Below are 23,448 nucleotides of genomic sequence, written 5' to 3'. Positions count from 1 at the left end.
ATCTAATTAAGGATAAAAACTATGATTAAATTTACTGTGAAATTAATCATCGTTATTCTGCTTTGCCTGCTATTAAGAGGTAGCACTGGCTAAGCAGATTCACCGATTCAAGGAATGGTTCCCGCCATTCCTTGTTTTTTTATTGTAGGCGTTGACTTAAAATAAGTCAATTTCTATTCCATTCCCTTCACATTCGGATTTTTGCTGATAAACATCGCATCGCCATAACTAAAAAAACGATAGTGATTTTCCACCGCACTTTTATACGCATTCATCGTATGGCGAAATCCGGCGAACGCAGAAACCAACATAATCAACGTGCTTTCCGGCAAATGGAAATTCGTAATTAAACAATCTACCACGCGGAATTTTTTGCCCGGATAAATGAAAATAGACGTATCGGAAAAATACGGTTCAATTAACGCCGCAGCTTGTTTTTCTTCTGCCGCTAATGCCGCACTTTCAATGGAACGCACGGAAGTTGTTCCCACAGCAATCACGCGTTTGCCGGCTTTTTTAGTGGCTAAAATAGCATCACAAACCTCTTGCGGCACTTCCACGTATTCCGCGTGCATGACATGATCTTCAATGTTTTCAACACGCACCGGTTGGAACGTTCCCGCGCCCACATGCAAGGTCACAAAAGCGAAATTGACGCCTTTTTCTTTCAGTTTTGCCAAAAGTTCATCATCAAAATGCAAACCGGCTGTCGGTGCGGCAACCGCCCCCGGCACTTTGTTATAGACAGTTTGATAACGCTCTTGATCCGCTTCTTCGTCAGGACGATCAATATAAGGTGGCAAAGGCATATGCCCGATTTGTTGTAAAACGTCAAAAAGTGCGGTCTGTTTTTCGGCAATTTCAATTTCAAATAAACTGCCTTGGCGACCAACCATCAAGGCTTTTACACCGTTGCCTTCGCCTAATTTATCTTCCCCTAAAATCAGTTCAGCCCCTTCTTTTGGTGCTTTAGAGGCGCGAACATGGGCAAGAAAACGGGATTCGCTTAATACGCGTTCCACCAAGACTTCAATTTTTCCGCCACTGATTTTACGCCCGAACATCCGCGCAGGAATAACACGGGTATTATTGAAGATCATCAAATCGCCCGGATGAATCAATTCCAACACATCGGCAAAAGAGCGGTGGAAAATGTCCCCGTTTTCGCCATTCAACTGTAATAAACGGCTGGCAGTTCGCTCTGTTTTAGGATAACGGGCAATCAACTCATCAGGTAAATCAAAATAAAAATCGGCAACACGCATAATTGAACATTTGGTTTGAAAAATAGGGCGGTAGTCTAGTGCGAATTGGGGAGAATCTCAAGGGGAAACTGGCGCAAACCTGCCAAGCCTCTCACTACCATCGCATCACGACATAAGATTCTTGATGAAGATCATCGTTTTGGCATTTTTTAGAAATGCCCCTCATCATAAAGCAATAAGCACGCTAAAATAGCGCCACTTAAAATAGCCACATTTCATCATGTGGCGATGATGTAATAGCAACAGGAAGCATATGCAGGGCATTGAATTACGAATAAAAGGCAAAGTGCAAGGCGTGGGATTTCGTCCCTTCGTCTGGTTATTGGCGAATCAATACGGATTACGCGGCGATGTCAACAACGACGGGCAAGGCGTACTCATCCGCCTGTTTGAACCAACTGAGCAACACCTGCAACAATTCCTGCATGATCTGCAAACCCAACTGCCTCCGCTTGCGCTGATTACCGACATTCAGAAGTATGAAAAACCGTGGGAAAATCCACCGCACTTTGAAGGCTTTGAAATCCGTGAAAGCGAAAACAACGCCATGGATACCCAAATCGTGCCTGATGCCGCCACTTGCCCCGCCTGTTTGAAGGAGTTATTTGACCCGATCAATCGACGCTATCACTACCCTTTCACGAACTGCACCCACTGCGGTCCGCGTTTTACGATTATTAAAGCCATTCCCTACGATCGTAAAAACACGTCCATGGCTGATTTTCCTCTCTGCCCTGATTGCGCTGAAGAATATAAAAATCCTGCCGACCGTCGTTTTCATGCGCAACCTAACGCTTGCGCCGTGTGCGGCCCTCATGTTTGGTTAAGCAATCAAGAAGGCGCGCTTATCGATGAAAAAACACCAATAAAAACCACCGCACTTTTTTTGCGGCAAGGCAAGATCGTTGCAGTAAAAGGCATCGGCGGTTTTCATCTTGCCTGTGATGCAACCCAGACTGATGCGGTGCAATTACTGCGCGACCGCAAACACCGCCCAAGTAAACCCTTGGCGGTGATGGTACCGGATGTGTCTTTTTTAAACGATCTCACGGAAACAGAAATCAGATTACTCACCAGCACGGCTGCGCCCATTGTGCTATTGGCAAAACACAAAGTGCCCGCATTAGCGGAACAGATTGCGCCACAACTCAATGAAATCGGCGTGATGTTGCCAAGCAACCCGTTACAGCATTTATTATTGAGAGAAGTGAATCGCCCATTAGTGATGACCTCTGCCAACCCAAGCGGACAACCGCCGGTATTGGATAATCCAAGTGCAGTTGACAAAAAACAACGTTTTTTGAACGTTGGCCATGCCAACGGCCCCGAAGGGGTGAATAAGCGAACAAGTGAGCTTATGAATAAATATTTAAGTGATTTGGCAGATTATTTTCTCTGCCACAATCGCGACATTTTGCAACGCGCTGACGATTCCTTAGTGCGCGCTGCGTTTGATGGTGTGGAAACCCTACGTCGCGCAAGGGGCTATGTGCCGGACGAAACCCTGTTAGATCAGCACAGCCCGCGCAATGTGTTGGCACTGGGGTCTGATTTAAAAAATACGTTCTGCTTGTTGCGCCAAAATAAAGCCATCGTCAGCCAACACATCGGCGACACCTCGAATGAAAAAGTGCGGTCGCAATTAGAAGCGAACATCGCCCTCTTCTGCCAAATCTACCAATTCAAACCGGAACTTATCGCCATTGATGCTCACGCCGGTTATTTCACCCATGAAGTAGGAAAACGCTTGGCAGCGCAACACCAAATCCCTTATGTAGAAGTGCTCCACCATCACGCCCATATTGTCAGCGTGATGGCAGAACATCATTGCCATGAACAGGTTATCGGGCTTGCGTTAGACGGTATCGGCATGGGTGAAAACGGACAACTTTGGGGTGGAGAATGTTTGTTGGTCGATGAAAAACACTGCCATTATTTAGGGGGGCTACCTGCGGTAGCGTTGCCGGGGGGCGATCTTGCCGCCAAACAACCTTGGCGCAACTGGTTAGCGCATTTGCATCAATTCGTGCCAAATTGGCAAGAAATCGCCGCCCAAACGTGCCACGACTACGACTGGCAACTGCTCGCTAAGGCCATTGAGCGCAATCTCAATAGCCCACGGATTTCCTCCGCTGGACGCTTATTTGACGCTGTAGCATTTGGCTTGGGCATCACACCGCCACAACTGAGCTGGGAAGGCGAAGCCGCTTGCCAATTAGAAATGCTTGCCTCTCAATCCGTGCTCGCCAGTTTGCCCTTCGATAAAATTGAGCTTCCAACCTTAATGCCACTTAACACTGAAAATAAATTGGATCTTGCCTATTTCTGGCAAGCTTGGATCGCGCTCGATTCGTCCAACGCCGACAAAGCCTTTATTTTTCACTATACGTTGGCAGAAGGCTTCGCTCAGTTGGCTCGCCAACAGGCTCAACGCCACCAGTGCAAAACAATCGTGCTTTCCGGTGGCGTATGGCATAACCAATTATTACGGCGATTGATAAAAGAACAGCTAGCTGAATTTAAGGTATTGAGTGCGCATCAGTTTCCGATGGGCGATGGGGGATTGAGTTTGGGGCAAGCAGTTATTGCAAGTTTTCAATTCAATGAGATAGAAACCGCATAACTGACGCGCGCCGAAGTAAGCCAGTAAAAGGCACGCGTCAGGAGACGCGCGCCATCTATAGGGGCTACACTCAAACAAGCGAAAATTTCCTAAAAATTGCAAATCGCTCAGGCGGCTCAGATGGGGCCTAATCGTCTTATTTGTGCATAATTCGTAAAAGTGCGGTCGGTTTTCCAAACGTTTTAGCAGGCATCTGCTATACTCGTGACATCATTTCTTTATCTATAAAAGGAATACTTCTTATGCTTAACAAAGATACCCAACTCTGTATGTCCCTCTCCGGTCGTCCCGGCAACTTCGGTACCACATTTCATAATTATCTTTATCAAAAACTCGGTTTGAATTTCATTTACAAAGCCTTCACCACCGATGATATCGAACACGCCGTCAAAGGTATTCGCGCTTTAGGTATTCGAGGCAGCGCAGTGTCTATGCCGTTCAAAGAAAGTTGTATGCCGTTTTTAGACGAGATCTCACCCTCCGCACAAGCCATTGAATCGGTCAACACCATCGTCAATGACAACGGTGTTTTACGCGCCTACAACACCGACTACATTGCCATTGTTAAACTTATCGAGAAATACCAATTGAATAAACATGACCGCGTGATCGTGCATGGCAGCGGCGGCATGGCAAAAGCGGTCGTGGCGGCGTTTAAGCATTCAGGCTTTGAAAAACTCAACGTCTTCGCCCGTAACGAAAAAACAGGCAGCTATTTAGCCGCACTTTATGGCTACGATTATATCGCTTCCCTCGACAATCAAACTGCCGAGATTCTCATTAACGTCACGCCAATCGGCATGAAAGGTGGCAAAGAGGCATTCGATCTTGCTTTCCCCGAAGCCATGATCCGTCAAGCCTCAACCGCATTTGATGTGGTTGCCCAACCTGCCGACACGCCATTAATCAAAACCGCCCAAGCCCTCGGAAAACAAACCATCTCCGGCGCCGAAGTGATTGTGTTACAAGCCGTCGAACAATTCGAACTCTACACCGGCAAGAGACCAAGCGAAGCTCTCATCGCCGAAGCGGCAGACTATGCGAGGAAAAATGCGTAGAGTGCAGTGGATTTTGAACGTGTTTTATCATTTAGACTTTATCCATAGCGCGCGTCGCCGTTGATAGTGCCAGCATCCACGCTGGTGCTTCTTTGGTCCAAGCGTGGACGCTTGAACCATCATGAAGTTACAGCACACGAGGGGACGCGTGCACTATCATGGGCTTTCGTAGGGACAGGCTTTATGCCTGTCCGATAATCTGATGATATAAATAAGGACAGATATAAAGTCTGTCCCTACCAAACAAAAATCTAGAAGTGCGGTTGAAATCCCAAACGTTTTTTACATTAAAAAAACACCCTTTGATAGTGCCAGCATCCACGCTGGTGCTTCTTTGGGTCCAAGCGTGGACGCTTGAACCATCATGAAGTTACAGCATACGCCGGGAAGCATGCGCTATCATGGGCTTTCGTAGGGACAGGCTTTATGCCTGTCCGATAATCTGATGATATAAATAAGGACAGACATAAAGTCTGTCCCTACCAAACAAAAATCTAGAAGTGCGGTTGAAATCCCAAACGTTTTTCACATTAAAAAAACACCCTTTGATAGCGCCAGCGTCCACGCTGGTGTTTCTTTAGGTCCAAGCGTGGACGCTTGAACCATCATAAAGTTACAGCACACGGTTGGAAGTGTGCGCTATTAGAGGGGGCGAGCTATTGGGAAGTCTGAGCTATCGAAGATAAGAATTTTAATTTATAAAAAAGCATCTTAACGATGCTTTTTTATACGGCGTAAAATCTTAGTTATTTTTGGCTAATAAAGTGCGGTAAATAACACCACCCAAAACACCACCGATGATCGGAGCTACCCAGAAAAGCCATAATTGATCTACAGCCCAAGTGCCTTGGAATAATGCCACTCCGGTACTACGCGCCGGGTTCACGGACGTATTTGAAACAGGGATGCTAATTAAATGAATTAAGGTTAAAGCCAAACCAATCGCGATTGGTGCAAAACCTGCTGGGGCATTTTTATGTGTCGCACCCATGATGATAAGTAAGAAGAAGGCAGTTAATAAGACTTCAGCTAAAAATACGGCAGCTAAAGAATAACCTTCAGGAGAATGTTCACCATAGCCGTTTGATGCGAAACCGGCTGTCACATCAAAGCCCATTTTGCCGGAGGCAATGCAGTAAAGCGCTGCGCCTGCTGCCAATCCACCAATCACTTGAGAAACGATGTATGGCAGCGCATCTTTAGCAGAAAAACGCCCTCCAGCCACTAAACCAAGTGTTACTGCCGGATTAAAATGTCCTCCGGAAATATGACCTACCGCATAAGCCATGGTTAATACCGTTAGGCCGAATGCAAGGGCAACACCGACATAACCAATACCAAGGTTGACTGAAGCAGCAAAGATTGCGCTACCGCAACCACCAAAAACTAACCAAAATGTACCGAAAAATTCAGCAAAAAGTTTTTTTGACATAATAGACCTCAATATAAAATGTTGTTGTCCTTTGATAACTTTACATATTGCGAATGCAATGGCCTTTAGTCAAAAAAGAGAGCGTTTAGTTCTGAAAATTATTGTAAATGTTATGTAAACCTATTGTAGATACGTTCCTGAAAACGTAGCAATTATCTGTTTAATTTCAGCAAGTACGTTTTACGTTGTGCGCTAAATTTTTTGATAGCCTCTTTGATAGCGCCAGCGTCCACGCTGGTGCTTCTTTGGGTCCAAGCGTGGACGCTTGAACCATCATAAAGTTACAGCACACGCTGGGAAGCGTGCGCTATCATGGGATTTTCGTAGGGACAGGCTTTATGCCTGTCCGATAATCTGATGATATAAATAAGGACAGACATAAAGTCTGTCCTTACAAAAATAAAAGTCTAAAAATAAGCTGAAACTCCAAGTCTTGCTATAATAACTACAGTGTTAACACTGATGCTTATTTTTAGAGAAATTTTTCTAATGCTTGTTTTTTTATAATAAGGAATTAATTGATATCATAATCACAAACATACCAATTTTTTACATGGTCCCAAATAGTAATTGGGCTAAATGATGGATCCGGCATATTCAAGGATACATATATTTTTTTGACTAATGAAATTTTTAACTTATTAGCACTTTTATCCTCTATATAACCAATACTTAAAATCTGACTTCCTGATGCATCCCCATTCTTACAAATCATAGTGCCTATTGGACTAACACTAGTATCAGCATACGCTTTGTCGATTTCTTTTTTTATTAGTTTCTGCTTATTAGCATATTGCAGATTATCAGACTTAATCTTATTTTCATAACCAGGTTGCCATCCCTCTTTTTTCGCCTTAGATAACCATGATTGATTGTTATAATCAGTCGCCTCAGCTACAACAGCAGAAATTCCTTGTGCTCCATTACTATTACCAATATAAATTTCTGAATTATAAGTATCATTAATACTAATATAGAAAAGTGGAAGATCATTCTTAAGACACATAACATTAAAATAAGCAGTATGTTTTTTAGAAACCAAATTACCGCCATACTTATTGCAACGCTGTTGAGAAATCTTATTCCATAATTCAAGGTTTATTAAATTTATTTTAGCCGTTGTAAATACTTCTACTCCATGATACGAATCTCCATCATCTGGATAATATCTATAATGATTTTTCGGACCACTACCTCTTGATAAGAAATCATCTAATTGAACACCGTAGAAATAATCAGTAAATTGCTCAGTTAATGGCTTAGATAAATCATTAGCTGCGACATTAGGATCAAATTGCTTAGCTCCATAAACTCCACAACCATTAACTAACATAATAGCTGTAGAAAAAATCAAATATCTTAATTGCTTGTATTTCAACATTATTAATCTCCTGAACTATAAATTTTCAATTACTACATCACCTGAGATGACAACTTTTACACTGATTATTTCCTAGGTCCAAACATGGATGTTTTAACCATCATAGAAAACTTTTATAGGGATAGGCTTTATCTCTATCCGATACTTAAAGATATAAATAAGGACAAACATAAAGTCGACCCCAAGGGGTATAATATAAAAAGACAGTTGAAATCCCAAACGTTTTTTACCGCAAAAAACAATCCAAAATCCCACCGCACTTTTATCCAATAACGCTCAAATAAAACGGTCCCCGTATAAATTGCCCGAACGACTTGGCATTTTTAGGAAAATTTCGCTTTGTTTGAGCCACGTAGTGGCGAGTTCGAAATTTTCCGTGAAGAAAATGGCAATAAAGGGAGGAATAGCAATTTATCCGGGGTGTGTTCTTTGCTACTTTCTTGCACAAGCAAGAAAGTAGAACAACCTAACAAATCCTCGGCAACGGCTCATTCATCGGTAAATCCAACAACCGTGACTGCCCGAAACTGCCTAATAATCTGACTTTTTTATCCGCGGTCACTTCGCCAATCACGGTGGCATTTTTGCCTAATTCATGGGAATGAAGTGCGGTCAGAATTTCAGGTGTTTTTTCGGGGGAAGCAATAATCACCAATTTGCCTTCGTTAGCAAAATTTAAGGCTTCTAAGCCGAGCAATTCACAAATGCCACGCACTTCAGAACGGATGGGTAAATCGTCTTCGTTGATTTGCATGCCTAATTGTTGGGCGGTAGCAAATTCGTGTAACACCGCATTTACGCCGCCACGAGTAGCATCACGTACCGCTTTTACGCCCTCAATCGGGCGCAATAAATCGATGAGTGGCGCAAGAACCGCGCAGTCGCTTTTGAGATCCGTTTGAATTCCCAGGCTTTCACGCAAATTGAGAATAGTCGCGCCATGTTCGCCGATAGTGCCGCTGACGATAATCTTGTCGCCCGCGTCAATACGGTGCATACCCCAATCGATGCCTTGCGGAATAACGCCAATGCCGCTGGTGTTGATGAAAATTTTATCCACCGCGCCTTTTTGCACCACTTTGGTGTCGCCCGTCACCACTTGCACACCGGCAGCGTGGCAGGCTTTTGCCATAGCTTGAATGATGTCTTTGAGTTCGGCTAAAGGCAAGCCTTCTTCTAAAATAAAACCGCAAGAGAGATATTTCGGCACGGCACCACACACCGCAACATCGTTTAATGTGCCACACACAGCAAGTTTGCCGATATTGCCACCGGGAAAGAAAATCGGATCGATAACGAAACTGTCGGTACTAAAAGAAAGTTGTTCTCCTTGTGCCATGAGCGCTGCTAAGGGCAAACGTGCTTGGTCTTCCCCTTGCGCAAGAATGGGATTGTCAAAGGCTTCAACGAAATAGTCCTGAATAAGTTTTTGCATGGCACCGCCACCGTTGCCGTGTGCCATGGTGATGAAATCTGTCATTATTCTCTCCGATATTGATAATAGGCGGCACACGCCCCTTCCGAGGACACCATTAAAGCGCCATAGGCATTGTCCGGGTTACATTGCGTGCCAAATAACGGGCAATCTGAAGGTTTACATTTGCCGGTGAGCACGTCGCCACAACGAGAATTCGGGTCATCCGCCACTTGTTGTGGCTGGCTGTGGAAATACACTTCTGCATCAAAGCGTTTATAAGCGTCGGTCAGTTCTACACCCGACTCTTCAATTTCACCTAAGCCACGCCATTCGCTGGATTTTTTCAGTTGGAACACTTCACGCATGGCTTGTTGCGCTAATAAATTCCCTTCAGAATGCACGATACGTTTATATTGATTTTCAATTTCACAACGCCCGTCCACAAATTGCTGCACCAACATCACGATGGCTTGCAAAATATCTAACGGCTCAAAACCTGTGATGACGAAAGGTTTGTGGTATTTATCTACGATGGATTGATAAGGCGACGTGCCAATCACCATGCTCACATGGCCGGGCGCAATAAACCCGTCAATTTTCACATAATCTTGTGAAAGCAGACTGTGCAAGGTTGGAATGATAGTGATGTTTTGGCACACCACCCAGAAATTTTGAATATTTAACTTATTCGCCTGTTGCAAAGTCACTGCAGCGCTCGGCATGGTGGTTTCAAAACCAAGAGAAAAGAACACCACTTTTTTGTCAGGATTGTTCACTGCGATATTCATCGCATCTAACGGTGAATACACGATTCGCACGTCGGCACCTTTTGCTTTGGCTTCCAACAAGGAGCCTCGACGCCCTTTCACGCGCATGGCATCACCAAAGGTGCAGAAAATCACGCCAGGCTTTTGCGCAATTTCAATACACACATCAATGCGTCCCATCGGCAAGACACATACAGGGCAACCGGGACCATGGATAAATTCAATGCTCTTCGGCAACAAACGATCTAAACCGAATTTAAAAATGGTATGCGTATGCCCACCGCAAACTTCCATTAAATAGAGCGGATTTTCCACCGTATATTGCGGCAATTTCGCCATTAATTCATTCAGGCGATTGACTAAACTTTTGGCTAATTTCGGATCACGAAACTCATCAATAAACTGCATTTTGTTTCTACATCCTTATTGTGCCTGTAACCAATCCAACCAAGCATGTAAGCCTTCGCCGGTAGTCGCAGAAAGTTGAATCACTTCAATTTGCGGGTTTACTTGTTTGGCGTAAGCAATACATTTTTCCACATCAAAATTAAGGTATGGCAATAAATCGACTTTATTTAAAATCATTAACTTAGACGCCGCAAACATGTGCGGGTATTTCAGCGGTTTGTCTTCACCTTCAGTGACGGACAAAATCACCACTTTGGCTTTTTCACCCAAATCAAATTCAGACGGACAAACCAGATTACCCACGTTTTCAATAAACAGTAGGCTGTCTTGTTTCGGCTCAAGTTTGAACAAGGCGTCGTTGATCATTTGTGCATCTAAATGGCACCCTTTACCGGTATTGACTTGAATAGCAGAGACACCGGTGGCTCGAATACGATCGGCGTCATTTTCCGTTTGTTGATCCCCTTCAATGACATAACAAGTGCGGTCATTTTTCAGCGCGTTTAACGTAGTGGTGAGCAAGGTGGTTTTGCCGGAACCCGGGCTGGACACCAAATTCAGTGCAAGAATATGTTGTTGCTGGAAAAGAAAGCGGTTGTACACCGCGATTTGATTATTTTTACCTAACACATCCTGTTCCACTTTCAACAGGCGTTTTTGTGTTTCATTGGCTTCAGAAGCCGATTCTACCGAGTGAAATTTGAAATGAGAAAAGTTCGGATTTTTGACCGCACTTTGTGTGCCGTCATGGTCATGATGAGAGTGTGCTACCTCACCGATTCTGACTTGTTCAGGATGCCCACAACCACAAGTTGTACACATAATATTGCCCCTTAACGATCTGGTTACAAAAAACCCCGCTAGGGTAGCACAACCTTTGATTTTTCGGGTTGATTGAGATCATAAAGTCAGAACATCGTCAGCCAATTCAGCCGAAAATCCTTGATGATGAGACGCTACCAACATAGGTAGCGACAGTTCACGCAAAAGTGCGGTCAGTTTTTCGGTATTTTTGCGATCCAATCCGTTAGTCGGCTCGTCTAACAATAACATTTTCGGTTGCATCGCCAACACGCCCGCCAACGCTGTGAAATTTTTTTCCCCACCGGAGAGCGTATGCACAGTGCGATCCTGCAAATGGGCAATCCCTAAGCGTTCCAGTTGCTGCAAAGCCACCGCATACGCCTGTTGGTGAGACAAGCCTTGATTTAACGGCCCGAAGGCAACATCGTCTAATACAGTTGGGCCAAACAGTTGATCATCGGCATGCTGAAAACAAAGCCCCACGGTGCCACGAAAAGGCGCAAAATCTTTTTCTTCCCGACACAACTGCCCGAATAGATGAATCTCACCGCGAGCAACAGGCACAAAGCCTAACAAAGCAAGCAACAAGGTGGTTTTTCCTGTGCCGATTTCGCCCTGTACGAAAAAACGTTGTTCTGCTTCAATTTGAAAAGACAGATTGTCGATAATCTGCCGTTCACCTCGTTTAATTTGCAATCCGTTGACTTGTAAAACCGTCATTTTTCCTCACTTAAATTTGTCTTTTCACCAAAGCGAAAGCCACGGCATTTGAGCGCGATTTGCGCTGTCTCGGCTTTGAGTAAAGCATGTACCAGTAACAGCGCAACCCGTTGTGCGGTGACATATAACGTTCGGCGATTCAATCCGGTGCGATACCCTCGCGCACGCATCGCCAAATCCATTTTCTGTTGTAATTCGCCTAACAAAGCAATATAACGCACCGTGAGGACAAAAAGCCAAATTAATTTGGGCGGCAAGGGCAATTTCCCGATGGCTTGTACCAATACCGCATCGTTCATTTCCCATAGCAATAACCATAAAGAAAACAGCAAGAGGTTCATGCGTAAGCTAATTAACAGCGCCGTTTCCATACCCTCGGGATTCAGTTCAATGCCGTCTGTGCCGATACGCCAACTTAAGGTTGCCCAAAGCAATAAAGTAAAAATGTTGAATACCAGCCAGCGTTTTAGATAAGGAAAATAAGGATATCGACTACGATAAATCAAGACCACCAATAAGATTAAGGTGATTCCGTTTAACCATAGCAACAGGGAGTGCTTCGACAAGGCGCTGATCACCAAGCCCCAAAGGAATAGGTAAATCAGGCGCAAGTGAGGAGCAAAAAAGTGCGGTGGAAAAAAACGCTGAGAAACGGGGCTCATTGTGCGCACCGTTTGGTATCGTCAACGTTCAGTGACATGCCAATAGATTGTAATGCACTCGGGTACATTTTGCTGAGGAGAGAAATCACACCGTAGCTGATCATACTGTCTAACATGAATACCGGTAAATGTGACAACAGCAATAAGGCGATTAAATCCTGATAATGTTTACCGCCATCTAACGCTAAAACGAGAGAGGCTAATGCGCCGGCGCCACCGACACCAATAATGCCTGCGCCCAAGCCGGTAATCAGTTTTGCCATAGCTCCCATATCCGGCTTTAAATAACCACGCAACACATAATGCACCGCGACTGCCGGCAATGCCATGACACACAAGTTTACGCCCAATACGGCAAAGCCGCCAAAAGAGAAGAACAGCACTTGTAACAATAAGGCAATAAGAAAAGCCGGGAAGACTGCCCAGCCAAGAAATACACCTGCCATGCCATTTAAAATCAAGTGAGCGCTGCCGATGCCCACGGGAACATGAATGGTACCTGCAACAAAAAATGCCGCCGCAAACAACGCCGTTAGAGGCAAACGATCACTCTCTAAACGACGTAATCCGACAGCAACACCGACTCCCGCCAAAGCAACGCCCGCTAATAACACCGGCGTATGCAATACGCCTTCCGACAAATGCATGATTAACGCCCTTTTCTTAATTTACGGGCGCTTAACCAAGCGGCAATGCCCGCAATGCCTACGATGTAACCAATACCGCCTAAAATATCGTGCAGGTAAATTTTGTCGCGTAACTGCGCAATATCCCCCCGTAACAGTAACAGGCTTTCATCGCTTGCTTGCGTTGGCGTACTTGGTGTCGCAGTGATGCGATCCGCCACCACTGCCGCACGATGCCCTTCTTCCCCTTCGACCACCACTTTCAAGGCGACTTTCGGTTCGACCACTAACGGAAAATGAAAATAACCACGGTTGTCGGTTTTCCCCGTCATCAATGGCTGATTTTCCCCATGACGTAAAACTTCCACATAGGTTTCCGCGGCAGGGGTCATATCGGAATAATAGGATTTTCCCGTGACAGTTTGCCCATCATACTGGGCGAACACATAAAGTGCGTGCGCCAACACATGAGGGGCAGACAATAACAAGGGGAAAAGTGCGGTCAGAATACGCAACGTTTTTTTCATTCGATTACTCGGCATCAAAGGTCAGCATATATTCCACTGAGCGGCGATCGTAATCCGGATTGTCTTTGACGTTTTCCTCAAATTCAGCCCAAACTTTGTTGTCACCTGCTTGTGGTGTAAATTCAGCAATACCTTTGTCGTTGGTTAAGTTGAACGGCGCATCTTCGCCCAATCCCACTTTAATGTCTTTCACCGGTTTGCCTTTATGTAACACTAAAATTTGCAATGGTTTTCCGGCTTTTGGTTGCGCTTGTGGCACCAATTCATATTCCATACCATGCGCTTTCATCGCTTGTTCGTCCCAGTGTAAAACGGCTTTTCCGAATTTCACCGGATTCACAGAAAGTTCGGCTGTCGGTTCTTGTTGTTTCGTTTTTTCTACATATTTACCACTTGGTAATTTAGACCAAACACCGTTATCAAAACGGATAAATACTTGTGAGGCTTTCTCCGCATTAAGATAAGCTTCACCTTCTTTAAATTGGTAGATTGCGTTAGTGACATTGCCTTTACTATCCAACAATTTAACCGCTTTCAATTTTTGTTCAGGGTAAGCTTCTGTCTGTTCATGGCCGAATTTCACCACATATTGTCCGGCGGCATTGGCATCTTTAATAGGCTCCAACCAAACGTTATGGGCGTTAGCAAGGGATGCAGCGAAAAGTGCGGTACAAATTACGCTTGTTTTTAGAAATTTCATTTGATGTCTCCTTTTATCGTTAAGTTTGGCTCATGATAAAATATGGAGTAACTCTAGAATCAAGCGTTTTTTAGAAAAACAGACGAAAAATGAGAGAGATAGGTCAGAGAATGTCGTCCGCGTACGATACACCATACGCGGAGAGAAGGGATTAATTCAATTCTGCCAACATGGCAACGATCATGTCAGAAGATTGTTTCGCTGCCAGCGGAAGGAATTCTTCAAAGGACATATTTGCTTTGCCATCCCCCGCATCAGAAATCGCGCGAACCACCACAAAAGGCACATTAAACGCGTGACAAACTTGCGCAATCGCAGCGGCTTCCATTTCCACGGCAATCACCTTAGGGAAATCCTGCTTAATTTGTGCCAACCGTTCACCACCTTGAATAAAGCTGTCGCCGGAACAAATTAACCCACGTTTCACGTGTTGCCCTAATTGCGTAGCAACGCGCTCTGCCAGCTCAACAAGTTTGGTATCAGACACAAACGTGACCGGACACGCCGGTAATTGCCCTTTGGCATAACCGAAAGCCGTCACATCCGCATCATGATATTGGGTTTCAGTAGAAACGATCACATCGCCTATGTTCAAACCTTCCGCCACGCCACCGGCAGAACCGGTATTAATCACAAGATCAGGTTTGGCTAATTGCAATAACGCGGTCGTGCCCATGGCAGCCGCAACTTTGCCGATACCGGATTGCAACAAGGCAACATGTTTTCCTTGAATGTTGCCTTCATAAATCGTGCCGGAGGCCAATTTTGTCACGATCTTATCTGTCATTAAATTGACTAAAATTTCTACTTCTTGCGCCATTGCGCCAACAATACCGATTTTCATAAATATCCTTTGCTAGTTTGCTATTGTTTTTTGTTAATTAAAAAATCTAATACCGCGAGGGCATAATCGTCATTATATAAGGTGCTCGCGGTCAACACATATTTGCCGTCAATAATGACATAAGGAAAGGTAAACACGCCGTAATCTTCGGTTAAACGCACTGCCTCATCTACCTGTTGTTTAATCTGCTCCGAAGTATAGGTTTGTAAAAAACGGTTGCGCTCAATGCCTTGTCGCCCAAGCCACGCCAATAGATTATCCATTTGAGAGAGTTTCGTATATTGGCTTTTTTCAGCGGTTTCAAACAGCAAGGCGGAAGACAAGTTATCGGCATTTAACGCTTGCAAACTATAAAAAACCGTTGCAGAAAAACGCGTTTTCGCGGTTGCTACCGGATATTCGGTTAATACCACGCGATCGCGGTTAATTTGACTATAAAGTTCAAGAATGTCTTGTGCAGAAGAGCAAACACGACAATCGTAATCAAAAAAGAATTGAATCGGAATGCGATGATCTTTTCGAGGCGGCAGCGTGATCGGTTCTTGGTAAGAAAAATAGTCTTTGCCTTCTTCAAACAGGCGCCTGGCTTCATCTACCGCAGGCAGATGAGACACGCTTTCTTGCGCAACGGCAAATCCGCTGATAAAGAATAAAACGATGAGTAATCTAAGCCTTGACATCATGTGCCTAACTTTCCAAGGGTTCAATATAATCCACCAACAGCTGAACATCGCGATTGCCACGAAACTCATTAATGTCGAGTTTATAGACGAATCTTGCCGTTTTTACAGATAAATCAGGGTAATAGCGTGTATCTACGTTAAAGGCGATAGCATCCAACAACGGTCCGCCAAGCTTTGGCTCTACCATCATTTTCAAATGTTTTTCGCCCACTAAGCGTTGTTGCAGAATTTTAAATTCGCCGTCAAACATCGGTTCAGGGAATGCCTGCCCCCAAGGCCCGCCTTGCCGCAAAGTTTCAGCCGTCGCCAAGTTTAACAAGTTTGCATTTAATTCGCCGTCAGTCCAAATCGTGCCTTGTAATTGATCTTCCGCCAATAATTCGCTGACCGTCTGATTAAAAATCTGACGAAAATCGCCAAAGCGACTTTCTTGAATACTCAATCCTGCCGCCATGGCGTGTCCGCCAAATTTCAGGATCAAATCTGGATGCTGTGAATAAACCCGCTCCAGCACATCGCGAATATGCAACCCGGGGATGGAACGCGCAGACCCTTTCAAAATGCCTGCTTGATCTTGAGCAAATGCAATCACCGGGCGATGGAATTGATCTTTAATCCGTGAGGCGAGAATCCCTAGCACACCTTGGTGCCAATCGGCTTGATACAATACGATAGCGTAGGGGATTTCTGTTTCAAGTGCGGTGGCATTTGCAAACAAATTTTGGCAGATGGTTAAAGCTTCTAACTTCATGCCTTGCTCAATTTCTTTGCGCGCTTGATTTAATCCATCCAGCTCTAGTGCCAACGCGCGAGCCGTTTCCATGTTTTCGGCTAACAAAAGCTCCACGCCCACGGACATATTATCCAGCCGTCCCGCTGCATTTAAACGTGGCCCAATGGAAAACCCTAAATCCGCCGCCACGAAACGGGTCACATCCCGCTTCGCTACTTCTGCCAAGGCACGAATACCGCATCGACAACGCTCGGCGCGAATACGGGCAATGCCTTGATAGACTAAAATGCGGTTATTTTGATCCAATGGCACCACATCGGATACCGTGCCTAACGCCACCAAATCTAACAATTCCGTGAAATTCGGCTGATTTTTGGCATCAAATAGACCAAGTTCGCGGAATTTTGCCCGCAAGGCAAGCATAAGATAAAAAGTAACGCCCACACCCGCCAGATGTTTGGAGGGAAAACCGCAATGCGCCAAATTCGGATTCACAATGGCATCGGCATTCGGCAACGTTTCCGGTGGCAAGTGGTGATCGGTGACGATCACTTTCACACCCTGTGCCTTTAAAAATGCCACCCCCTCATGGGAAGAAACGCCATTATCCACGGTCATTAACAACTCAACGCCTAACGCCAAAGCCTCTTGCGCCACAGCGACACTTAATCCGTAACCTTGCTCGAAACGGTTCGGCACTAAATAGGTAACATTGGCAAAGCCTAGTTGACGTAGCGCGAGCACCGCCAATGCGGTACTGGTTGCACCATCGGCATCGAAATCGCCCACAATGACGATGTTCTGTTGTTTTTGATAAGCTTCAAGAAGAAAGGTTACCGCGGTATCCATGCCCGACATGAGATTCGGATGGTGCATGGCATTTAAAGTGCGGTCTAATTGGTTGGCGCTTTTAATATGGCGTGAACGATAAAGACGATCCAACAAGGGATCGTCACAGAGTTTATCGCCAGCCGGCACATCGCGGCGTAAGATACGTTTTTGCACAAGGAAACCTAGATTAGCCTTCTAACTCGGCTAATAATTCGCGTGGTTTTAAATAACCGCCGATAATTTCCCCTTTAGAGGTAACAATGGTCGGAGTACCATTCACGCCAAATTGTATGCCAAGATTGTAGTGTTTTTTGACAATATTCGGTGTTTTCAATTCTTTTGGTAAATTGCCGTTTTCTGCTTCATTTAGCGCAAATGCCGGATCTTTCGCAGTGAACATCGCTTCCATTTGGCTGGCAGTTTTGCTGTCTGTGCCACCGCGTGGGAAGGCAAGATAGCGAATGGTAATGCCTAAATCGTTATATTCTTTGATTTGTTGATGCAATAAATGGCAGTAATGGCAAGTGATGTCCATGAAAACAGTGACAACGTGTTTTTCATTTTTCGCCGGATAGACAATCATTTCACTTGTTAAGGCATTCAATTTGTCCATTAATACATTGTTGGAAATATTGCTAATGCCTTTATCGCTCAACTTATAAATATTACCTTGCAATAAATACTCTCCGCCTTCTTCAGCATAAAAAACACCTTGATCACTAATCACAGTGCGTAATCCTTTAATCGGAGAGGATTGAATTTCAATGTCTTTTACCCCCAATTTTTCCAGCTTATTTTTTAGCGCAGCATCATCCGCCATAGCGCTGACAGACATTGCCAAAAGGGAAAGTGCGGTTATTATTTTTTTCATTTTTTGTTCCTAAATTGTGAAATAGTGAAAAGAAGTGCAAATTATAAAAGTAATTGGCGGCTTATGCAAAAGCCCGATTCAATTTTCATGATGAATCCCCTTTCGCCCTACCAAATCTATGGAAAATCCCTTATAATCCTGCACTTAATTTAGTCTTTAAACACAGTTAATCATCATGTTTGAAATCAATCCTATCAAAAATAAAATCACCGATTTAACCGACCGCACTTCAGTGCTTCGGGGGTATCTTTGACTTCGACGCCAAAACCGAGCGTTTAGAAGAAGTCAACGCCGAATTGGAACAGCCTGATGTATGGAACGACGCAGAGAAAGCGCAAGCACTCGGCAAGGAGCGCGTTTCTTTAGAACAGGTGGTCAACACCATTAAAAATTTAGAGCAAGGCTTAGAAGATGTGGACGGCTTGTTGGAACTGGCCGTAGAAGCGGAAGACGAAGACACTTTCAACGAAGCCGTTGCCGAATTAGACGAACTGGAACAACAACTCGCCAAACTAGAATTTCGCCGCATGTTCAGTGGTGAACACGATGCGTGTGATTGCTATGTGGATTTACAAGCCGGCTCCGGCGGTACCGAAGCGCAAGACTGGACAGAAATGTTACTTCGCATGTATTTGCGCTGGGCGGAAAGCAAAGGATTTAAAACTGAATTAATGGAAGTCTCCGATGGCGATGTGGCCGGTGTTAAATCAGCCACCATTCGTGTTAGCGGCGAATATGCTTTCGGCTGGCTACGCACGGAAACCGGTATTCACCGTTTGGTGCGCAAAAGCCCGTTTGACTCCAATAACCGTCGTCATACCTCATTCAGCGCGGCTTTCGTCTATCCTGAAATTGACGATGATATTGATATCGAAATCAATCCTGCTGATTTGCGTATCGATGTGTATCGCGCCTCCGGCGCCGGCGGTCAGCACGTGAACAAAACCGAAAGTGCGGTGCGAATCACCCACATGCCAAGCGGCATCGTGGTGCAATGTCAGAACGATCGTTCCCAACACAAAAACAAAGATCAGGCAATGAAACAACTTAAAGCGAAGTTGTACGAGTTGGAATTACAAAAGAAAAATGCCGACAAACAAGCCATGGAAGACAACAAATCCGACATCGGCTGGGGCAGCCAAATTCGTTCTTATGTGTTAGACGATTCCCGTATTAAAGATTTACGTACCGGTGTGGAAAACCGCAATACACAAGCCGTATTAGACGGTGATCTAGATCGGTTTATCGAAGCCAGTCTCAAGGCCGGACTCTAAAAGTGCGGTCATTTTTAAACACGTTTTTTAAAATTAAAGGTAAACCAAAATGTCAGAACAAGAAGTGAAAGAATTAGATTTAAACGGCGAAATGTTAGTCCGTCGTGAAAAATTAGCCGCCTTACGCGCAAAAGGTAATGCGTTCCCAAACCAATTCCGTCGTGACGCACTCGCTCAAGATTTGCATGATAAATATGATGCGGAAGAAGGCGAAGCATTAAAAGAACAACATATTGAAGTGGCGGTTGCCGGTCGTATCATGACCCGTCGTGCCATGGGGAAAGCCACGTTTATCACCATCCAAGATATGAGCGGCAAAATCCAGCTTTATGTTGCACGCGACAATCTACCTGAAGGCGTGTATGCCGATGATGTCGGTCACTGGGATTTAGGCGATATCGTGGGCGTAAAAGGATCATTATTCAAAACCAAAACCAACGAACTCACCGTTAAAGCCACCGATGTACAATTGCTGACCAAAGCATTGCGTCCGTTACCGGATAAATTCCATGGCTTAACTGACCAAGAAGTGCGCTACCGTCAACGTTACTTGGATTTAATTTCTAACGAAGAATCCCGCCGCACTTTTATCATTCGTTCAAAAGTGGTTGCAGGCATTCGTGACTACTTCATTTCCAAAGGATTTATGGAAGTAGAAACTCCGATGTTACAAGTCATCCCGGGCGGTGCTTCAGCACGTCCTTTCGTGACTCACCACAACGCATTAGACGTAGATATGTATTTGCGTATTGCCCCTGAGCTTTACTTAAAACGCTTAGTGGTCGGCGGTTTTGAGCGCGTATTTGAATTAAACCGTAACTTCCGTAACGAAGGCGTTTCCGTTCGTCACAATCCCGAATTTACCATGCTTGAATACTACCAAGCCTATGCCGACTACCACGATTTAATGGATAACACCGAAGAATTGTTACGCAAACTTGCCATCGACATTTTAGGAACAACCATCGTGAAATACGGTGAGTACGAATTTGACTTTGGCAAACCATTCGAGCGTATTACCTTACACGAAGCCACCATTAAATACGGGGCAGACAAAGGTATCGTCAAAGAAGATTTATACGATATTGATCGCGCGAAAGCGGTTGCCGCTCGCTTGGGTATCGAAGTCCAAAAATCTTGGGGCTTAGGCAGCATTGTCAACGCGATTTTTGAAGAAGTGGCAGAGCATCATTTAATTCAACCAACTTTCTTAATGGCACACCCGGCGGAAATTTCACCGTTGGCACGTCGTAACGATGAAAACCCGGAAGTCACCGATCGCTTTGAACTCTTCATCGGCGGACGTGAAATCGGCAACGGTTTCTCCGAATTGAACGATGCCGAAGATCAAAATGAACGCTTTGACGCGCAAGTGGCGGCCAAAGAAGCCGGCGATGACGAAGCGATGTTTAAAGACGAAGATTTCGTTGTCGCCCTTGAACACGGTTTACCACCAACAGCCGGCGAAGGCTTAGGTATCGACCGTCTCGCCATGCTTTACGCCAACGCCCCATCCATCCGCGATGTGATTTTATTTCCGGCAATGCGTCAGAAATAATGACATGAAGTAAAACGGAAAAATTAACGGATTTCGGTGTGATATCGAAATCCGTTTTTTTATGAGCATTAATTGATATTTATAATGGCAACTCGGTGGTGGATTTTACCGTTTTTAAGGCGACTTCAGATTTGAGGGTTTTGATGCCAATATTTTTAGTGAGATAGGTATTTTTGATGCTATTGAATTGATCTAAATCGGCAACGCACATTTTGAGTAAAAAATCGTAACTCCCTGCCATTAAGTGGCATTCCAAAACTTGCGGAATTAATTTTATCTCAAAAATGAACCGCTCTTTGAGTTCTGAATCTTCTTCAAAAAAAGTGCCTTGAACATAAACGATTAAATGACAATTGACTTTCTTAGGGTTTAATAACGCCACATAGCTATCAATTACGCCATTTTCTTCAAGATGATTGACTCGGCGTAAACAAGCTGAATTTGATAACCCGATTTCATTGGCAAGTTCATTATTTTGTAAGCGTCCGTTGCGTTGTAAAGCTTTTAAAATGCGCGTATCAATGTTATCGAATAATTTCTTCAACATAAAAAAATCCTTTTTTAGAAAAGAAACAGCGAGCGCATTATAACAAGGCCACCTATGAAAAACTGTGACATAGGTGGCCTTTATGAAATTTACTTTTAAACGCTATACAAGGAAACTTGAACAACCAGTAAGATTGCCCCGATGACCAATAAGCAACCAATCATCGGCATCACAAATTTCACCCATTTATTGAATGGAATGTGTAACATTTGTAATGTTACCAATACCAAACCGGTCGGTGCCAAGAATAACATGGCGTATTGACCCCAGTTATAGGCAGAAACCACGATATCACGCGGAATTCCCACGGCGTCGGCAAGCGGTGCCATAATTGGCATGGAAAGCACGGCCAAACCGGAAGAAGATGGCACGATAAGACCTAAGAAAATGAAGACCACTAATTGACCGAGGATAAAGACGCTACCCGGCATACCGCTTACTAGGTTAGACATGTAATCCAAAATGGTGTCGGAAATCATACCTTGTTCAAGCACTAAGTTTACACCACGCGCCAAACCGATAATCAAGGAGACACCCACCAATTCGGAAGCCCCTTCGGTAAAGGATTCCACAATTTCTTTTTCTTTTAACCCACTGATAAACATGATGATAATGGTGATGGATAAGAAGGACGCCGCCATTTGAGGGAACCACCAACCGCCTGCCATAACCCCCCAAATCATCATTGGGAAAGCAATACAGAAGAGGATTAAAATGAGTTTTCTTCTTAAGGTAAATTCCAGTACGGTATTCGGATCAAAGTTTTTCATATAACGATGATAAAACTCTTCTCTATCTTCATAAGTATAGGAAAAACTCGGATCTGCTTTGACTTTCTTACCATACCAATATAAGTAAGCAATGACGCAAGTTGCTCCTAATACAAGACCTAGCGCACGGAAACCAATGCCTTCTGTAAATTGAATACCGGCTGCATTAGACGCGATAACCACAGAGAATGGGTTAATTGTAGAAAACGCCGTACCCATGGAGGAGGCTAAAAAAATTGCCCCAACACAGACGATGGCATCATAGCCCAGCGCTAAAAATACCGGCACCAAAATCGGGTAAAACGCCACGGCTTCTTCTTCGATACCACAAGTGGTACCGCCTAACACCATCAACACGGAAACACTGAATACAATCATAAATTCATTGCCTTTCGTGCGCCGTGCCAACGCCATGAGCCCTGCGTTAAATGATCCCGTTCTGTTAATCACACCGATCATACCGCCCAGTACAAAGATAAAGACCATGACATCTACTGCTTCAATCGTCCCTTCCACCATGCTGATAGGAATATCTTTGATGCCTTTATAATGTTGTGTGATCCGTTGATAGGTGCCCGGAATGGCAATCGGTTTTTTGATCACCCCTTCGGTGAAATTGGACAGTTTAATTTTAATATTAAGATTATTGAGGGTTTCTTCCGTTGCAGGGTAGGTTTTATCTTGTTCCCCATAGGTTTTAACCACAAAGACCTTGTCGGTCGTATTATAGGTCAACTTAGAATAGGAACCGGAGGGAATAACCCAGGTCAATCCCACGGCGAGAATTAAAATAAAGAATAAAATCGTGAACGCGGATGGGAAATTAAAGACCTTTTTTTTATTAGACGCTTCCATAGCAGACTCCTTGTCAATGACAGCGGCGGATCGGCATAATTATTTTTATTCATTATGCCGACCGCACTTTCTCCTTTGAACAGCTAAAATAC

General features: G+C 44.4%; 21 protein-coding genes. 4 read left to right on the top strand and 17 right to left on the bottom strand.

Annotated elements, in window-relative coordinates; genetic code table 11:
* Positions 1–173 precede the first annotated feature (173 nt).
* Positions 174–1,265 carry a tRNA preQ1(34) S-adenosylmethionine ribosyltransferase-isomerase QueA gene (gene queA / locus AC30SF_RS06985; protein WP_489607999.1) on the bottom strand — a complete coding sequence of 364 codons (1,092 nt, stop codon included), beginning with the start codon at positions 1,263–1,265 and terminating at the stop codon, positions 174–176.
* A 253-nt stretch (positions 1,266–1,518) separates the two neighbouring features.
* On the opposite strand from queA, the gene AC30SF_RS06980 reads away from it, so the two are divergent.
* Both AC30SF_RS06980 and AC30SF_RS06975 read left to right on the top strand, forming a co-directional pair.
* Positions 1,519–3,888, top strand: a complete 2,370-nt coding sequence (locus tag AC30SF_RS06980; RefSeq protein WP_489607998.1) for a carbamoyltransferase HypF — start codon at positions 1,519–1,521, stop codon at positions 3,886–3,888.
* Between the two features lie 242 nt (positions 3,889–4,130).
* Positions 4,131–4,946 carry a shikimate 5-dehydrogenase gene (locus AC30SF_RS06975; protein ID WP_489607997.1) on the top strand — a complete coding sequence of 272 codons (816 nt, stop codon included), beginning with the start codon at positions 4,131–4,133 and terminating at the stop codon, positions 4,944–4,946.
* A 742-nt stretch (positions 4,947–5,688) separates the two neighbouring features.
* Here the strand turns inward: AC30SF_RS06975 and aqpZ are convergent.
* The 14 genes from aqpZ to dsbC form a co-directional block, all read right to left on the bottom strand.
* Positions 5,689–6,378, bottom strand: a complete 690-nt coding sequence (gene aqpZ / locus AC30SF_RS06970; RefSeq protein WP_489607996.1) for an aquaporin Z — start codon at positions 6,376–6,378, stop codon at positions 5,689–5,691.
* Between the two features lie 514 nt (positions 6,379–6,892).
* Complete coding sequence (locus tag AC30SF_RS06965) at positions 6,893–7,759, bottom strand: hypothetical protein (RefSeq protein ID WP_489607995.1); 867 nt, start codon at positions 7,757–7,759, stop codon at positions 6,893–6,895.
* A 466-nt stretch (positions 7,760–8,225) separates the two neighbouring features.
* Positions 8,226–9,239, bottom strand: a complete 1,014-nt coding sequence (gene hypE, locus AC30SF_RS06960; RefSeq protein WP_489607994.1) for a hydrogenase expression/formation protein HypE — start codon at positions 9,237–9,239, stop codon at positions 8,226–8,228.
* Positions 9,239–10,351, bottom strand: coding sequence for a hydrogenase formation protein HypD (hypD, locus tag AC30SF_RS06955; protein WP_489607993.1), 1,113 nt, complete (start codon positions 10,349–10,351; stop codon positions 9,239–9,241). The genes hypE and hypD overlap by 1 nt, the downstream gene beginning before the upstream one ends.
* Positions 10,352–10,366: 15 nt before the next feature.
* Entirely contained in the window at positions 10,367–11,173 is an 807-nt protein-coding gene (gene hypB / locus AC30SF_RS06950; RefSeq protein ID WP_489607992.1) for a hydrogenase nickel incorporation protein HypB, read from the bottom strand.
* Positions 11,174–11,251: 78 nt separating this feature from the next.
* Complete coding sequence (locus AC30SF_RS06945; RefSeq protein WP_489607991.1) at positions 11,252–11,875, bottom strand: energy-coupling factor ABC transporter ATP-binding protein; 624 nt, start codon at positions 11,873–11,875, stop codon at positions 11,252–11,254.
* Complete coding sequence (locus AC30SF_RS06940) at positions 11,872–12,537, bottom strand: energy-coupling factor transporter transmembrane component T family protein (protein WP_489607990.1); 666 nt, start codon at positions 12,535–12,537, stop codon at positions 11,872–11,874. Before AC30SF_RS06940 ends, AC30SF_RS06945 begins: the two co-directional genes overlap by 4 nt.
* Positions 12,534–13,184 carry a cobalt transporter CbiM gene (gene cbiM / locus AC30SF_RS06935; protein WP_489607989.1) on the bottom strand — a complete coding sequence of 217 codons (651 nt, stop codon included), beginning with the start codon at positions 13,182–13,184 and terminating at the stop codon, positions 12,534–12,536. The genes AC30SF_RS06940 and cbiM overlap by 4 nt, the downstream gene beginning before the upstream one ends.
* A 2-nt stretch (positions 13,185–13,186) precedes the next feature.
* Positions 13,187–13,690, bottom strand: a complete 504-nt coding sequence (locus AC30SF_RS06930; protein WP_489607988.1) for a carboxypeptidase regulatory-like domain-containing protein — start codon at positions 13,688–13,690, stop codon at positions 13,187–13,189.
* Between the two features lie 4 nt (positions 13,691–13,694).
* Positions 13,695–14,390 (bottom strand): DUF4198 domain-containing protein, encoded by a 696-nt coding sequence (locus AC30SF_RS06925; RefSeq protein ID WP_489607987.1) that lies wholly within the window; start codon positions 14,388–14,390, stop codon positions 13,695–13,697.
* A gap of 151 nt (positions 14,391–14,541) precedes the next feature.
* Positions 14,542–15,234, bottom strand: a complete 693-nt coding sequence (locus AC30SF_RS06920; protein WP_489607986.1) for a 5'-methylthioadenosine/adenosylhomocysteine nucleosidase — start codon at positions 15,232–15,234, stop codon at positions 14,542–14,544.
* Positions 15,235–15,254: 20 nt separating this feature from the next.
* Entirely contained in the window at positions 15,255–15,914 is a 660-nt protein-coding gene (locus AC30SF_RS06915; protein ID WP_489607985.1) for a thiol:disulfide interchange protein DsbA/DsbL, read from the bottom strand.
* 7 nt (positions 15,915–15,921) lie between these two features.
* Positions 15,922–17,655, bottom strand: a complete 1,734-nt coding sequence (recJ, locus tag AC30SF_RS06910) for a single-stranded-DNA-specific exonuclease RecJ (protein WP_489607984.1) — start codon at positions 17,653–17,655, stop codon at positions 15,922–15,924.
* A gap of 13 nt (positions 17,656–17,668) precedes the next feature.
* Entirely contained in the window at positions 17,669–18,352 is a 684-nt protein-coding gene (gene dsbC / locus AC30SF_RS06905) for a bifunctional protein-disulfide isomerase/oxidoreductase DsbC (protein WP_489607983.1), read from the bottom strand.
* A gap of 175 nt (positions 18,353–18,527) precedes the next feature.
* Between dsbC and prfB the strand changes: the two genes are divergently transcribed.
* Positions 18,528–19,626 (top strand): peptide chain release factor 2 gene (gene prfB / locus AC30SF_RS06900; protein ID WP_442542017.1). Its coding sequence is split into 2 segments (ribosomal slippage): positions 18,528–18,602 and positions 18,604–19,626, totalling 1,098 coding nucleotides; the frame shifts between segments, so codons are not numbered across the junction.
* A gap of 49 nt (positions 19,627–19,675) precedes the next feature.
* Positions 19,676–21,184, top strand: coding sequence for a lysine--tRNA ligase (gene lysS, locus AC30SF_RS06895; RefSeq protein WP_489607982.1), 1,509 nt, complete (start codon positions 19,676–19,678; stop codon positions 21,182–21,184).
* Between the two features lie 79 nt (positions 21,185–21,263).
* On the opposite strand, the gene AC30SF_RS06890 is transcribed toward lysS, so the two are convergent.
* Both AC30SF_RS06890 and AC30SF_RS06885 read right to left on the bottom strand, forming a co-directional pair.
* Positions 21,264–21,731 carry an Lrp/AsnC family transcriptional regulator gene (locus tag AC30SF_RS06890; RefSeq protein ID WP_295974040.1) on the bottom strand — a complete coding sequence of 156 codons (468 nt, stop codon included), beginning with the start codon at positions 21,729–21,731 and terminating at the stop codon, positions 21,264–21,266.
* A gap of 95 nt (positions 21,732–21,826) precedes the next feature.
* The gene (locus AC30SF_RS06885) at positions 21,827–23,356 is read right to left on the bottom strand and encodes a YfcC family protein (RefSeq protein ID WP_489606846.1); all 1,530 of its coding nucleotides are present in this window, start codon (positions 23,354–23,356) and stop codon (positions 21,827–21,829) included.
* Positions 23,357–23,448: the final 92 nt, after the last annotated feature.

This window comes from Aggregatibacter valvarum, from assembly GCF_980468985.1.
This window is presented reverse-complemented; position numbering and strand designations above follow the sequence as displayed.